This is a genomic window from Kitasatospora sp. NPDC004723, assembly GCF_040609255.1.
Lineage (GTDB): Bacteria > Actinomycetota > Actinomycetes > Streptomycetales > Streptomycetaceae > Kitasatospora.
This window is the reverse complement of sequence record NZ_JBEXJT010000015.1, coordinates 14,039-28,487: the sequence shown is the minus strand read 5'-3', so window position 1 is coordinate 28,487 and position 14,449 is coordinate 14,039. Positions and strand designations below refer to the sequence as shown.

Genomic DNA, 14,449 nt, shown 5'->3' with positions numbered 1-14,449 from the left:
ACCGGGCCCGAAGGTCCTGAGCACGCTCCAGACAGGAGAATCCCACTCCATGCCGTTCGCCGACACCACACTCCGCGACGAGTACGCGGCGGCCGTCGAGCGAGTGGCGGGCCGGGTCCTCGACGCCCTCCGGGGCGCCGGGGACCCGGCCGCGCCCACCCGCCGGTCCGCCCCGGACGCCGCCGCCCGGCTCGCCCACGCGACGCCCGAGGGCCCCCTCCCCGCCGAAGGCCCCCTCTCCCGAGCCGAGTTGGCCGCGGTGCGAGTCCTGGGGCCCGACCTCTTCGCCGCCCAGCTGCTCGCCGGCCAGCGCCTCGACGGACCGACCGCCGACGCCGCGGCCGAGGCCCTCGGCACCTTCCCGATGAGCGCGGCCTCCCCCGTCCCCGACGCCACCGCCACCGCCACCGCCACCGCCGCCGCGAGCCCGGCCGCAACGGGCGCCGCGCTCGCCAACGCCTGGCGGGACCGGGCCACCGCGCAGCTCGTCGCGCTGGCGGGCCGCCCCGTCCCGGCACTGGGCCCCGACCCGGTCCGCCCCCAGGAGCCCACCCCGCGCGACTGGCCGCGGTGGTCCGTGGACATGGCCCGGCTCTCCGCCCTCGCCCTCCCCCGGCTCGACGGCCCCGTGCACGAACTGGCCCGCCGCCACTCGCTGACGCTGGCACGCGGCGTCACCCGCTCCATGCTCCGCCGCGACTACCGCACCGCCGCCCGGCTCGCCCGCTGGCTGGCCTGGAACGAGGCGGACGGCGGCCCGGCGCACCTGGACCTCGGACCCGTCCTGGACCGGATCCGCGCGGTCGGCGACGGCAGCACCCGGATGTGGCTCGAACTCGCCATCACCGAGCAGCTGTCGAGCGCCGGCGAACCCTCCGGCGGGCGCACAACCGGGAACCCCGGCGCGAATCCCGGCGGACATTCCGGCGACTCCCCGGACGGAGCGGCAGCATGACGGACAGCCAGATCATCGCCATCGCCCAGCAGGTCGGATCGAAGTCGCTGCGCTGGCTGCACTCCTACTACGAGAGCGGCCTCGGCGGCTTCCAGGAGGACGTCACCACCGACCTCGCCAACCCCAACGAGATCTACAAGCCCCTCGGTGAAGTCGCCCTGGCCACCGGCCTGCTGCTGCGCGAGGGGGTCGCCGGCGCCGACGACACGCGGATCGCCCGCCAGGTCATCGACCTCGCCTGGGCCGAACTGCGCGAGGGGGACCTGCTGTACGACCGGCAGCTGCGCTACCCGCTGATGACCGACCCGCTGGAGGTCTACGTCCACTTCGCGCGGGCCGGCTTCCGCCACCCGGCCCTGGAGGACCAGCTGGCGACGCTGAACCGGCTGCACTCCGTCCGGGCCGCCGAGCAGCTCCCCAGCCGCCGTCTGGCCTCGGCCAACGCCCGGCGCGTGATCGGCCTGGACCAGCTGGAGGACTGGAACGAACTGGCCGCCGCCACCTGGCTGGGCGCCACGCCCGAGCCGTGGATCATCGACTGGCTCACCGCGTACTACGTCACGCACTCCGTCTTCCACCTCACCGACTGGGGCGCCCGCCCCGAGTGCCTGCCCGCGCACATCCGCGACTACCTGCGCGACTGGCTGCCGGCCTGGCTCGACGTCTGGCAGGAGGTCGGCCACTGGGACCTCGTGGGCGAACTGCTCATCGTCGCCGCCTGCATCGGCGAACTCGACCAGGGCACGACGGGCTGGGCCGCGCTGGCCGCCGCCCAACTGCCCGACGGGCTCCTGCCCAAGGACGCCAACACGGCGACGGAGGGGGACCCGGCCCAGCTGCTCACCGACCACGGGCACACCGCCGTGGTCGCCGTGGTCGCCGCCACCACCACCCTGGCCCGCGCTCTCGGCGGCACGACCGGGGCCTCGGCGGGCGCGCCGGCGGTGGCGGTCGGAGCGCCGCCGGAGCACTAGGTGGACTCCCTCGGCGACGCTTCGAAGGACGACGGCCCTTGGGGTGAACCGGAGTTGACTGAACTCGTCCGCGCCGCCGGACCGGTCGCCAGCGCCGTGACGCTCGCCGTGGCACAGGGCGAGCGTCAAGCGGTGCGGTGCGCCGGACGGGTGGACCACGACGCCGGCGAGCCCTGCACGCCCGACACCGTCTTCGAACTGGGCTCCATCACCAAGACGTTCACCGCCCTGCTGCTCGCCGAACTGGCCGCGGGAGGCGAACTCGCCCTCGACGACCCGGTGGAGCGGCACCTCCCGGCCGACTGGCGGCCCGCCGACGTCCGGCGCGGCGGGCCGATCCGGCTGCTCCACCTGGCCACCCACACCTCCGGCCTGCCGAGGCTGCCGCCGGGACTGATGACCAGCGCCGTCGCGGCCTGGAGCAGCAATCCGTACGCCGCGTACGGCGACCGGCAGCTTCGGGCGGGCCTCGCCCGGACCACCGTGCGGCACCGGCCCGGCGAACGGTTCGGCTACTCCAATTTCGGGGTCGGGCTGCTCGGGCGGCTGCTCACCGAGGCGGGGCGCGGCGCGGGCTACGCGGAACTGCTCGCCGACCGGGTCTGCCGCCCGCTCGGGCTGCGAGCCACCACCTGCTCGCCCGACTCGCCGCACCGGGCGATCGGCCACCGGCACGGGCGTCCGCTGCCGCCGTGGCGCATCCCCGGCCTCCCGGGCGCGGGCGCCGTCCGGGCCAGCGGCGCCGACCTGCTGCGGTACCTGCGCGCGCACCTGCGGCCGGGCGAGGGCGGGCCGACGGGCGGGGGCACGTTGGGGGAAGCCCTTCGGGAGGTGCAGCGGCCGCGGCTGAGACTGCCGCGGTCGGGCGACCGGCTCTGCCTGGCCTGGAACCTCCGGCGCACCCGGGACGGCCGGGACCTCCTCTTCCACTCCGGCGGCACCCGCGGCTGCACCACGCTCATCGCGTTCTGCCCGCAGACCGCCACCGCCGTCGCCGCCCTCTGCAACGCCGGCCCGAGCCGGCGGGACAACTTCGCGCAGGCGGCCTACGACGTCTTCAAGCAGTTCGCCCGGGCGGCGGACGGGGGGTGAAAGCGGGGCGGCTGACAGATGACAGCTGACAGATATTGAAATCCGTCAGCTGTCATCTGTTAGCTGATATCTGTCAGCTGTCAGTTGTCAGCCGCCGCTCGTCAGCTCCGCCCATCACCGCCGCTCGGAGCGGGCGGCTGTGTCGGCGGCACCGCCGGCGCCGACCGCGCGCAGGCGGGTGGCGGCGGTGGCGGCGAGCTGGGGCGCGAGGCGGGCCACGTCGCGGGAACCGACCACCGCAATCAGCGACGGCAGGACCCAGCGGACCGGCTGCATGCCGCGCAGCCAGGCCTGGGCGTAGACGTGGGCGGAGCGCCGGGCGATCCCGGCGACCAAGCGGTCCACCGCCGGCTCCAGCGGGTACGTCTTGTTCGCCGGCCACGGCAGCCTCGAGCGCATCTGCTTGAGCACGGTGTCCTCGTCGGCCCCGCGCACCATGTCGGTGTCGGTCCAACTCAGGTAACCCACACCCACCTTGACACCCTCATGGGCGACCTCGGCGCGGATCGCGTGGGCGAAGGCCTCGACCCCGGACTTGCTCGCGCAGTACGCGCTCATCAGCGGTGCCGGGATGAGCGCGGCCAGCGAGGCGATCTGCAGCAGATAGCCACGACTCTCGGCGAGCACCGGGAGGAAGGCCCGGGCGGTCGCCACGCTGCCGAGCAGGTTGACCTCGATCACCCGGCTGAACGCCCGGTGGTCGTTCTGCAGCAGCGGGCCGCCGATCGCGATGCCCGCGTTGGCGACGACGGCGTCGATCCGGCCGTAGTGCTCCTTGATCCGCCCGGCGAGTTCGGTGAGCGCCTCGACGTCGGTGACGTCGGCCTCCCAGGCGGTGGCGTCCGGGCCGCACTGGGCGGCCACGGCCTTGAGCTCCTCCGGCTCCAGGCCGAGCAGCGCGACCTTGGCGCCGCGACGGGCGAGGGCGCGGGCCAGCGAGGCGCCGACGCCGCGCGCGGCTCCGGTGACGACGACGACCTGGGCGGAGAGCGGCGGGGTGGCGGTCATGCGACGGCGGTCCTCTCGGGGTCGGTATCGGTCGTGGCATCGACGGCGGTCGTGGCGTCGACGGCGGCAAGGGCGTCCGAGGCGTCGGCCGTGGCCGTTGCGGGCACGTCGGCGCGGACGCCCGGCAGGTGGGCGGTCGCCATCCGGTCGATCTCGGCGGCGATCTCGGCCGACCGCTCGATCGGCGCCATGTGGCCGACCCCGGGCAGCAGAAGCAGCCCCTGCGGGTCCGCCAGCGCGGCGACCATCCGGTGCGCGTGCACCGGCGGCGTGAGCCGGTCCTCGGCGCCGACCACGACGGACGTCGGCGCGGCGAGTCGGGCCAGCCCCGCGCGGACGTCCAACCGGTCCAGCACCTGAGCCCAGTTGGCCCGGACGCCGGTCGGACAGGCGTGCACGATCCGGACCGCTGCCTCGACCTGGGCGGCGGGCGCGCCCCTCCCCATGATCGCGTACCCGAGCGCGGCCCGGGCGACCGGACCGACCGGGCCGAGCGGCAGCCGGGAGCGCAGGATCCGCCGGTGCAGGAAGCGCCGCACCCCCGGGGAACGCACCGCCCCCGGGACCACGCGCAACTCCTCGACCAGGTCGGACGGTCCGGTGGAGACCAGAACGGCCGCCGCCGTGCGCTCGGCGACCTCGGGCCGGGCGGCGCCCGCCATGACGGTCATGCCGCCCATGCTGTGCCCAGCCAGCACGGCCCGCTCGCCCTGCGGGACGACCTGGGTGAGCACCGCCGCGAGGTCCTCGGCCAGTGCGCGGGTGGAGTAGCGCACCGGGCTCGGCGGGATCTCGCTGAGTCCGTGACCGCGCTGGTCGTAGGCCACCACCCGGTACCGGTCGGCGAGCCGGTGGATCACCGGCGCCCAGAACCGCGTCGAGCAGGTCCAGCCGTGCGCGAGCACGACCGTCGGGGCGCCGGGCTGTCCGTGGACCTCGACGTGCAGCCTGGTCCCGTCGGCCGAGAGGACGGCCAACTCCTCCGCGGGCACGGGATGCAGGAAGTCGGCGGGAATCGGCGGGCGACTCATACCAGGACCTCGCCGGCCTCGGCAGCGATTCCGGGCAGGCCCGGTCGGCCTTCCTGACGGAGGGTCACTTCATATTCGGTGAGGTCGACCTTCCGGGTGGCACGGCGGAACGAGGTGGTCGACCCCGGCCAGAGCACGGTGTTCTTACCGCTCTTGTCCAGGTACCAGCTGCGACAGCCGCCGGTGGTCCAGACGGTACGGTCCATCCGGTGCTGGAGTTCGAGGTTCCACCGGCGCTGCGCCCGGGCGGTGGGCTGCATCGCGGCCGCACCGATCCGGCCGAGCGTGGTCAACGCGTCGATCATGTAGTTGAGTTGGGACTCGATCATCAGGATCATCGAGCTGTTGCCGAGGCCGGTGTTGGGGCCGATGACGAAGAAGAAGTTCGGGAAGCCGTGCACGGTGGAGCCGCGCAGCGCCTCCATGCCGTCCTTCCACTCCTCGGCGAAGCTGGTGCCGTTGGCTCCGAACACCCTGGAGCCCAGAGGCATGTCGGTGACGTGGAAGCCGGTCCCGAAGACGATCGCGTCCGCCTCGTGCTCGCTTCCGTCGGCGGCGACCAGGGTCGAGCCGCGCACCTCGCGCAGGCCACCGGACACCACCTCGGTGTTGGCCGCGGCGAGCGCCGGGTAGTAGGTGTTGCTGAGCAGGATGCGCTTGCAGCCGATCCGGTAGTCGGGGGTGAGCCGGGCGCGCAGGGCCGGGTCGGCGACGCCGTCCGCGATGTGCCGCTCGGCGAGTCGCTGGACCAGTTTGAGCAGGCCGGGCCGCCGGACGAAGGCGTCCACCTGGAGCTCGCGCAGCGCGAACAGCGCGCCGCGGCGCACCTTGGCGGTGAACGGGAGCCGGCCGTGCAGCCACTTCTCCAGTTCGGTGATGGTCCGGTCACGGCGCGGCAGGACCCAGGCCGGGGTGCGTTGGAAGACCGTCAGCTTCCCCACCCGCGGCTGGATCGCGGGGATGATCTGGGCGGCGGAGGCCCCGGTGCCGACCATCGCGACGCGCTTGCCGGCGAGGTCGAAGTCGTGGTCCCAGCGGGAGGAGTGGAACACCGCGCCGGGGAAGGAGTCCAGACCGGGCAGGTCGGGGATCTGCGGGTCGGCTAGCGGTCCGGCGGCGGCGACGATCGCGTCCGCCGTCCAGCGGCCGGCCGTGGTGGTGATCCGCCAGCGGGCCCGCTCGACGTCCCAACGAGCCTCGACGACCTCGGTGTTGAGCCGCAGGTGGGGGCGGATGCCGAAGACGTCGGCGACCCTCTCCAGGTAGGCGCGGATGTCCGGCTGGCCGGAGAAGCTGCGCGGCCAGTCCGGATTGGGGGCGAAGGAGAAGGAGTAGAGGTGGGAGGGGACGTCGCAGGCGCAGCCGGGGTAGCTGTTGTCCCGCCAGGTACCGCCGACCGAGTCGGCGCGCTCCAGGACGACGAAGTCGGTGATGCCGGCACGGCGCAGCCGGACGCTCGCGCCGAGGCCGCCGAAGCCGGAGCCGATGACGGCCACCCGGACGTGCGGGACGGGCTGTTCGTCGACGGGCTGTTCGCCGGTGGGCCGCTCCTCGGCGACCTTCTCCGTGACGGACTGCTCCTCGCCGGATGCGGCCCGGCCGGGCACGGTCGCGCCGGCGTCAGCGGCGGCGTCGGGGTCCGCTTCGGACGCGTGGGGGCGGGGGCGCTTGCTGCTGGATGCCATGCGGCGTCCTCCTGGAGGGTGGGGGCCGTGGGGCGCGTGTCACCGCTGCTCGGCGGGGCGCGGGTCACGCCAACCGCGCCAGCAATCACTGGCACGATTGGCAGGTTAGCCCTTGTTGACACTTGATGGAAGAAGCCCGACGGACCCGACCGGACGATCGCCGGTCCTATGCTGAGCGCCGTGGACAAGGTCGAAGCTGCTACCGAGGACGGACACCGCGAGTTCCGGGTGGAGGAACTGGCCCGGGCGGCCGGGATCACCACCCGCACCCTGCGCTTCTACCGCGAACGGAAGCTGCTCCAGCCGCCCCGCAAGGAAGGACGGATCGCCTGGTACGGCGAGGGCCACCTGGCCCGGCTGCGGATGATCGCCGAACTGCTGGAACGCGGCCACACCCTCGGCGGCATCGCCGAACTCATCGGCGCCGGCGAGAGCGGGCGGGACGTCGCCGAGCTGATCGGACTGGAGGCGGCGATCGTCGCGCCGTGGTCCGACGAGACGCCGGTCCACCTCGGCTGGGACGAACTGAAGGCGGCCCTCGGCGACCAGCTCACCGAGGAGAACACCGCCGAGTCCGTCGCCCAGGGCTTCGTCACGATCGAGGAGGACGGGGTCACCCACGTCAGCCGACGGCTGATGGACGCCACCACGGCGCTGGTCGCGGAGGGCGTGCCGCTCTCGGTGGTGCTGGAGGCCAGTCGGCAGACCCAGGAGCACGTGACGGCGATCGCCGAGATCTTCACCTCCCTGGTGCGCGAGCACCTGCTCGGCGCGCTGGCCGCCGACACCCCACTGCCGCCCGGCGAGGCCGCCCGGCTGACCGAGCAGGTCCTGCGGATCCGACCCCTCGCACGGACGGTCACCGACGCCCAGTTCACCCTGGCGATGGACCGCCGGGTGCACGCCGAGTACGACGAGGTGCTCCGCCAGCGCATGGAGCACCGGGAAGACGACTGACAGCTGACAGCTGATGAAATCTGTCATCTGTTATCTGTCAGCTGTCAGTTGTCAGCCCCCCACGGCCGCCCGCAGGCGTAGCGATCCGCGGCACCGGGCAGGGATGGGACGCCTCGCCGTCTGCCACCGGAACGGAGTCGCCCGATGCCCGATGCCGCCGACCGCCCCCTGCCCGCTCCTCCGACCCGCCGCCGGCTGCTCGCCCTGACCGCCGGGCTGGCCTCCGGGCTCGCGCTCACCGCCTGCGGCTCCGCCGGCCCGGCGAAGGCGGGCGGATCGAACGCCCCGGACGGCCGCGTCGTACGGCACGCGCGCGGCGAGAGCACCGTCCCGGCACGGGCCGGCCGGGTCGTCGTCCTGGACACCGACGCCCTGGACTCCGCCGTCACCCTGGGCATCACCCCGGTCGGCGCCACCACCGTCGCCGCCGGCGCGCCGCTCTCCGCCTACCTCCCCGCCGAGCGCCTCGCCGGGATCAAGACCGTCGGCACCATCGGCTCGCCCGACCTGGAGGCCGTCGCCGCCCTCCGTCCGGACGTCATCATCAGCAACCAGGTCCGCGACGACAAGCGCTACGACGAGCTCTCCAAGATCGCGCCGACCGTGCTGAGCAGGACCACCGGCCCCGCCTGGAAGGAGAACGTCCGGCTGCACGCCGAGGCCCTCGGCCGTCAGACCGAGGCAGCGGCCACCGAACAGGCGTACCGGGCGAAGCTCGCCGAGGTGGTCGCCGCGCTCGGCGGGCCGCAGAAGGCGGCGGCCCTCAAGGTCGAGGTGGCCCGCTTCCTGGCCGGCGCGCCCACCCGTCTGTACCTCAACGACACCTTTGTCGGCTCGATCCTCGCCGACCTCGGCGTCGGCCGCCCCGCCAACCAGGACAAGCCCGGTTTCTCGATCGAGATCAGCCCCGAGCAGGTCGACCAGGCTGCCGCCGACGTCATCTTCTACTCGGTCTACGGCGACGCAGCCAAGTCCGACCAGGCGAAGATCGTCGGCGGCACGCTGTGGAAGAGTCTCGACGCCGTCCGCAACGGCAAGGTCTTCCAGGTCGACGACAACCTCTGGATGCTCGGAATCGGTTACACCGGAGCCGGTCTGATCCTCGATCGGATCCGCCAAGACCTCGCCGCCTGACGCGACCGGACCTACCATCCGATCATGATCGAAGGAAAGAAAGTACGGCTGCGCGCCCTGCGCGCCGAGGACTCGAAGCACCAGCTCCGTTGGCGCAACGATCCCGAGGTAATCCGGCAGGCGGCGGCCGGGGACCCGAGATTCGGCCCGACCACCGCCGAGGCCCTGGCGGACCGGTTCGACCGGATCCTGCGGCTCGACCCGCGCGAGGCCTGCATGCTGACCGTCGAGGAGACGGCCGGCGGCCGTCCGATCGGTCTGGTCGACTACCGGGGCCTCGACCCGTACGAGGGCGTCGCCGAGGTCGGGATCGCCATCGGCGAACGGAAGTTCTGGGACCGCGGCTACGGCTCCGAGGCCCTCGGCCTGCTGGTGGACCACCTGTTCGGCGCCTTCCCGCTGCACCGGCTGGAGCTGGACACCTGGAGCGGCAACGCCCGCGCCGCCCGCGCCTTCACCCGCCTCGGCTTCCGCGAGGAGGGGTGCCGCAGGGCCGCCGTGCTGCTGGCCGGCGTCCGCTATGACCGGCTGCTGTTCGGCATGCTCCGCCAGGAGTGGGAGGAGCAGCGCGGCCTCACCGCACCCGACAGCCCTCACGACACCCCCGACAGCCCCTTCATCGGACCGCCCGGCACCCCCGAAACACCCACAGCGCCGCCCGCAACACCCGACACGCCCGACACGCCCCCGGCGAGTCGTAAGCGCAACGCCGAGAGCGCCTCCTCCCGGGCATCCGATGTCGGGTGGGGCTCCGTGAGCACCATCCTCGCCGTCGAATAGGCCTCGCCCGGCAGCCTGGGCGGCGCCCACGACGGGTCGGCGAACGTGTGCAGCCTCCCCTCGGTGAGCGCGAACCGGGGCAGTGCCACCCCGAACTCCGAGGCGAGCGCGGTCAGCAGGCCGTACTCGCCCTGGCGGCCGTGGGCGTGCGGACCGAAGTGACGGTCCGGGTCGAGAGCGGGCGGAACCTCCGTCGTTCCACGGCGCCCGATCTCCGGTCCGCGCACCGTGAACCCGTACCGCTCCGCGCCGCCGTCGGCCACGGACAGATGGAAGAATCCCGCCTCCGGCTCGACGAACACGGCGAGCGCGCGCCCGCCCGTCCGGCCGGAGGCGGTCACGGCGGGGGCCGCGACACGCGGCGCCACCGACCCCGCGAGCCCCACGGCCCCCGTCGCACCCAGCGCCACCGGCGACGTCCGCGCCTCGAAGGCGAAGCTCCACCCGGCCCCGCCGTCGCCGCCCGCATGGCCGACGAGGGCGGGCTGCGGGTCCTCGGACGAGAAGACCGTCCGCTCCCGGAGCCGGTCCGTCCCGGCCTCCCAGCGGGTCGCGGGCGGGTCCAGCACCGCCCCCTCCCCGGCGAGGACGGCCGGTAGTTCCTCCGGGGCCACCCCCTCCACCAGCACGAAACGGTACGGCCGGGGCCGACCGGAACGCGGCTCCAGGGCGAGCCAGGCCAGTCCGTCGCCCACGGCTTCCGGCTCCGCCGCCGCCCGCTCCCCCACCTCCGCGTCGGGCAGGCCGCGCGGCGTGGCGAGCAGCTCCAGCCCGCGCTCCGCCGTGAGCAGCGGCCCGAGCAGCGGGTCCGCGAGCAGTCCGACGGGCGCGAGGTGGTCCGGCCCCACCGGTGCCCACCGCGGCAGCGCGGCGCGCAGCGTCCGCCAGGCGGCCTCCGTACCACCCCAGCGCGCCTGCTCCCGTGCCCGTTCGACCGCCTCACCGAACGGACCGGCCGCGGTGTAGCGGTACTCGCGTTCGCGCACCTGCCGGAGCACCTCGTCGGCCGCGGCCCGCAGCTCACCGGTGTCCACCCGCAGCGTGTACCCCCACGCCGTCGCGTCGCGCCCCCTCCGCGCGTGGTGGACCGCGAGCACCGGTATCACCTCGCCGAGGAAGGCGGGGTCGCGCGGCAGCTCGCCGAACGTCGGCTCGGAGCGATGCCGGCCGAACCCACGCAGCTGGTCGAGCATGCCGGCGGCCCGGGGCCGTCCGTACGCGACGGCTTCCGCCAAAGCCTCCGCCGCCCGTTCGTACGCCCCCGTCAGAGCGTCCAGCCGGGCAGCCTCGACACGCGCGTCCTGCTCCCGGGTGGTGGCGTTGACGAACGACGCGGCGCACCGGTGGGCGGCCAGCCGGTGGAACTCCTGGTGCATGGCGACCATGAACGCCCGGAACGACGGGTACCGCTCCGGCGGCGCGGCCCGCCACGAGGCGTAGCAGTAGACCGCCCACTCCCCCTCGGCGTCGACGTCACCCGGGTCGAGCAGGACGAGCGTCGCGTCGGACTCGACGTCGAGCTGCAGGGCCCGCTGCCACAGGCCCTCCGTCTCTCCTTCGTCGAAGTACTCGCTGAGCCCACGGGCGTCCCGGTGCCACCGCGCGTCGCCGGCCCCGGCCAGCCGGTAGACGAATCCGCCCGCGTGCCGCCACCCGTCGCTCACCGCGAGGAACTCCCGGTACGACGGCGGCAGCACCCACCCCAGCTCCGCCTGCACCGCCGCGACCCGCTCGGCCGGCGCCGCGTCGAACCCCAGCCACCGCGCCCGCCACGCCTCCTCGTCGCCCTCCCGAAGCTCCCCCGGATCGGTGCACGCCCCGGCCCACTCCTCACTCCACCGGGCGAGGAAGGACCGCCAGTCGAACGTCCGTCCCGTCATGGCGGTGATCCTTGCACGCACCACTGACAATTCCTGTCCGGCCGTCAACTCCTCGATCGCGAACGGGCATCGATCGCGCGTCACGGCCCGGAAGGCCACGCGGCAGTCCCTATGCTGTGCGCCGAAGGGACCGGCACCGCACGCCCGTCCCGGCAGACCGAGGGGGGAACCTCGCACATGGAACAGGTCCTGGAACTCGCGCGGACGGCGGGACCGGCGGTGACCGGCATGCTGCTCGGCACGTCGTGGCGCCGGATCCGCGACGGGATCGTCGCGCTGTGGCAGCAGGTCGCGCCGGAGCAGGGCGAGGAGATCGGCGCCGCGCTCGACACGGCGCACGAGCTGCTCGTCGCCGCGCAGGCCCAGGGGGACGAGACCACCGCGACGCGCACCGGGCGCGAGTGGGAGCAGCGCTTCACCTGGCTGCTGCTCCAGAACCCCGAACTGGCGGACCGGCTGCGCGCCCTGCTGGCGGCCGACCGGTCGGCTCCGTCGGCGGGCACCGTCGTCAGCGGGCGGGCCCAGTACGGGCAGGCGAACGGTGACGGAAGCGTTTACAACGCACACGGCGACATCACGATCACCAGGTGAGCACGGGACACACCGGCCCGCCGATCGGCCCGCCGCCCGGCGGCCAGTGGGGGCACACGACGGGCAGCGGCGACTCCTTGAACGCCGGAAACAACATCAACATCATCCAGCCACCCCCACCACCGCCGCCGCCGCCGCGCCGCTCCCGGGGATGGATCGTCGCCGCCTGCCTCGCCCTGGTCTGCGCGGCGGTGGCGGGCGCGCTGCTCGACCGGAAGCTGACCGAGGGAGACGCCGTCAGCGCCGATACCCGGACCGCGGCGGCACCGCAGTCCTCCCCCGCGACACCGACGCCGCCGACAGTGCCGCCGGCAGCCACTGCGCCGCCACCCGCGCCCGCCGAGCCCGGCTTCACGCTTGCACCGACCACCATCGCCCCCGCGCCCACGCCCGTACCCGTGGCCACCACACCACCGCCACCGACCACGACGGCCCCGGCCAAGGACGTCGTCCGCTACAACGGACCGGTCCGCCTGTCCGGCTCGATCGACCTCGACGCGAACCCGCCACAGCTGACCGGCGACGACGTACCGGGCGTCCTCGGCGGCTTCGGCGTGCTCTACACGAGCTACACCAGCGGCCGGGGCGCCATGGCCTCGGGCCGCAGCGGTGTCTTCCCGAACTTCGGACCGGGACTCGCCCCCTACAAGGACGACGCCACCCCGACCCGCAAGCGGTGCTCCGACCTCCTCCACTCCCAGGCGACGGACTCCCTGGTGATCGAGACGAACACCCGCTTCTGCGTCCGGACCGTCAACGGCCGCATCGGCCTGATGACCGTCGAGGACTACGCCGCCGCCCCGTTCGGCAGCGGCGCCTTCAACGGCCACGCCCTCATCTGGGAGGGCGACGGCTGACGTTCCGCGGAGGAACGGAGCAGGAAGTCGGGCCCGCCGACTTCCTGCTCCGGGACTCGAAGAGTTGTGGGCACGGGGGCTGCGGCGTACGGGAAGGAGAACGGAGTGGGCAGGCGTGACTACGAGGACGATCCGGACGCGCCGGCGGCGAACAGTCTGGTGCCGGCGGCTTCGATGGTCGTCGTCGACGAGGCGACGGGCCGGGTGCTGTTGCAGCGGCGGACGGACAACGGGATGTGGGCGCTGCCCGGGGGAACGATGGAGTTGGGCGAGTCGATCGGCGCGTGCGCGGTGCGGGAGACGTTCGAGGAGACCGGGATCGAGGTGGTCGTCACCGGGATCGTCGGCACCTACACCGATCCGCGCCACGTCATGGCGTACGACGACGGCGAGGTGCGGCAGGAGTTCTCGATCTGTCTGCTGGGGCGGCCGGTCGGGGGTGCGTTGCGGACCTCCGACGAGTCGTACGAGGTCGGCTGGTTCACGGCGGAGGAGAGCGACCGGCTGCCGATGGTGGCGAGTGTGCGCAAGCGGCTCACGGACTCGCGCGCCGGCGCGGGGCCGGTGGTCCGCTGAGGAGGCCGGCGGACGGGGCCGGCGGCGGGCCGGTCTCGACGGCCGGCGTGGGCCGGGTGAGACTGGTCCGGTGATCGAGATCCGTGTTCTGACGCCCGCCGATCCCACCGACTGGCCGCTGTGGCGGGACGCGCGGTTGGCCTCGCTCGCCGAGGCCCCGTACGCGTTCAAGGTGCGGCTGGCGGACTGGCCGGCGGGCGGCGAGGAGCAGTGGCGGGCTCGGTTCGCGCGGGCGGATGCCGTGCACGTGGTCGCGATGGGTGCGGACGGGGGGCCGGTCGGGCTTGCCAGCGGGCTCCCCGGGCCGGACGACGCGCGGGACGGCGGGCCGGACGGCGGGGGCGGGGTGAGCGAGCTGCGGTCGGTGTGGGTCGGGCCGCGGGCGCGAGGTCGCGGGATCGGGGACGGACTGCTCGGCGCCGTCGAGGCGTGGGCGCGGCGCCGGGGCAGCACGTCGTTGCGGCTCGCCGTACTGCCGGGCAACGCGGCCGCCGTCGCGCTCTACCGGCGGCACGGGTTCGTCGACGCGGTCGGGGACGGGGCAAACGGGGCGGCGGAGCGGGTGATGCTGAAGCGGCTCACGGCGTGACCGGCCCGGCCGCCGCCCGCTGGTCGCGCCTGGTGGTCGCACGGAGCACCCCCGCGCAGCACCTCCGTACGCAGTACCTCCGAGCAGCGCGAACTCATCATCCTCCTGGACGGCTTGTCGCTCGAGCGCCGGAACTCCCCCACCGTCCGCACGGGTTGAAGGGAGCCGGCCGACACCGTCCGGCCCAGGACGACGTCGAACTACGCACCGCCGACCTCGACCGGTCGTACGGGAGCGACAGTCGGACGGTCGTCCGTCCGGCCCGGGAACAGCTGCTCCCCGCCTACGGCCGCCGCTTTCCAGGGGTCGACATCTGACCGGAAGCGTCCGATTCGCGGTC

General features: G+C 74.1%; 13 protein-coding genes and 1 pseudogene. 10 read left to right on the top strand and 4 right to left on the bottom strand.

What is annotated here, in order from left to right:
* Window positions 1-49: 49 nt before the first annotated feature.
* Genes ABZW10_RS17250 through ABZW10_RS17240 form a run of 3 tightly spaced genes read left to right on the top strand, consistent with a single transcriptional unit; the run spans window position 50 to window position 3,021 of the window.
* Complete coding sequence (locus ABZW10_RS17250; protein ID WP_355365741.1) at window positions 50-955, top strand: hypothetical protein; 906 nt, start codon at window positions 50-52, stop codon at window positions 953-955.
* Window positions 952-1,929 carry a hypothetical protein gene (locus tag ABZW10_RS17245; protein WP_355365738.1) on the top strand — a complete coding sequence of 326 codons (978 nt, stop codon included), beginning with the start codon at window positions 952-954 and terminating at the stop codon, window positions 1,927-1,929. Before ABZW10_RS17250 ends, ABZW10_RS17245 begins: the two co-directional genes overlap by 4 nt.
* Window positions 1,930-1,983: 54 nt before the next feature.
* Window positions 1,984-3,021 (top strand): serine hydrolase domain-containing protein, encoded by a 1,038-nt coding sequence (locus tag ABZW10_RS17240; RefSeq protein ID WP_355365735.1) that lies wholly within the window; start codon window positions 1,984-1,986, stop codon window positions 3,019-3,021.
* 114 nt (window positions 3,022-3,135) lie between these two features.
* Here the strand turns inward: ABZW10_RS17240 and ABZW10_RS17235 are convergent, their stop codons facing one another.
* From ABZW10_RS17235 to ABZW10_RS17225, 3 genes are read right to left on the bottom strand one after another with little or no spacing between them, the layout of a single operon-like run.
* On the bottom strand, window positions 3,136-4,029 hold the full coding sequence (locus tag ABZW10_RS17235; RefSeq protein WP_355365732.1) for an SDR family oxidoreductase: 894 nt from the start codon (window positions 4,027-4,029) through the stop codon (window positions 3,136-3,138).
* Window positions 4,026-5,060, bottom strand: coding sequence for an alpha/beta hydrolase (locus tag ABZW10_RS17230; RefSeq protein ID WP_355365729.1), 1,035 nt, complete (start codon window positions 5,058-5,060; stop codon window positions 4,026-4,028). Before ABZW10_RS17230 ends, ABZW10_RS17235 begins: the two co-directional genes overlap by 4 nt.
* Window positions 5,057-6,745: an NAD(P)/FAD-dependent oxidoreductase gene (locus ABZW10_RS17225; RefSeq protein WP_355365726.1), complete on the bottom strand. Its 1,689-nt coding sequence runs from the start codon at window positions 6,743-6,745 to the stop codon at window positions 5,057-5,059. Before ABZW10_RS17225 ends, ABZW10_RS17230 begins: the two co-directional genes overlap by 4 nt.
* Window positions 6,746-6,925: 180 nt before the next feature.
* Between ABZW10_RS17225 and ABZW10_RS17220 the strand changes: the two genes are divergently transcribed.
* From ABZW10_RS17220 to ABZW10_RS17210, 3 genes and pseudogenes are all read left to right on the top strand, one after another.
* Window positions 6,926-7,702: a MerR family transcriptional regulator gene (locus ABZW10_RS17220; protein ID WP_355365723.1), complete on the top strand. Its 777-nt coding sequence runs from the start codon at window positions 6,926-6,928 to the stop codon at window positions 7,700-7,702.
* Between the two features lie 144 nt (window positions 7,703-7,846).
* A complete protein-coding gene (locus ABZW10_RS17215) occupies window positions 7,847-8,836 on the top strand; it encodes an iron-siderophore ABC transporter substrate-binding protein (RefSeq protein ID WP_355365720.1) in 990 nt (329 codons plus the stop codon).
* 24 nt (window positions 8,837-8,860) lie between these two features.
* A pseudogene (locus ABZW10_RS17210) lies at window positions 8,861-9,352 on the top strand (GNAT family protein); the annotation flags it as partial.
* Between the two features lie 77 nt (window positions 9,353-9,429).
* On the opposite strand, the gene ABZW10_RS17205 reads toward ABZW10_RS17210, so the two are convergent.
* The gene (locus ABZW10_RS17205; RefSeq protein ID WP_355365717.1) at window positions 9,430-11,496 is read right to left on the bottom strand and encodes an SMI1/KNR4 family protein; all 2,067 of its coding nucleotides are present in this window, start codon (window positions 11,494-11,496) and stop codon (window positions 9,430-9,432) included.
* Between the two features lie 177 nt (window positions 11,497-11,673).
* Between ABZW10_RS17205 and ABZW10_RS17200 the strand changes: the two genes are divergently transcribed.
* From ABZW10_RS17200 to ABZW10_RS17185, 4 genes are all read left to right on the top strand, one after another.
* Window positions 11,674-12,087 carry a hypothetical protein gene (locus ABZW10_RS17200; protein WP_355365714.1) on the top strand — a complete coding sequence of 138 codons (414 nt, stop codon included), beginning with the start codon at window positions 11,674-11,676 and terminating at the stop codon, window positions 12,085-12,087.
* Window positions 12,084-12,944, top strand: coding sequence for a hypothetical protein (locus ABZW10_RS17195; RefSeq protein WP_355365711.1), 861 nt, complete (start codon window positions 12,084-12,086; stop codon window positions 12,942-12,944). The genes ABZW10_RS17200 and ABZW10_RS17195 overlap by 4 nt, the downstream gene beginning before the upstream one ends.
* Window positions 12,945-13,049: 105 nt before the next feature.
* Window positions 13,050-13,520: an NUDIX domain-containing protein gene (locus tag ABZW10_RS17190; RefSeq protein WP_355365708.1), complete on the top strand. Its 471-nt coding sequence runs from the start codon at window positions 13,050-13,052 to the stop codon at window positions 13,518-13,520.
* Between the two features lie 70 nt (window positions 13,521-13,590).
* A complete protein-coding gene (locus ABZW10_RS17185; RefSeq protein WP_355365705.1) occupies window positions 13,591-14,109 on the top strand; it encodes a GNAT family N-acetyltransferase in 519 nt (172 codons plus the stop codon).
* Window positions 14,110-14,449 lie beyond the last annotated feature (340 nt).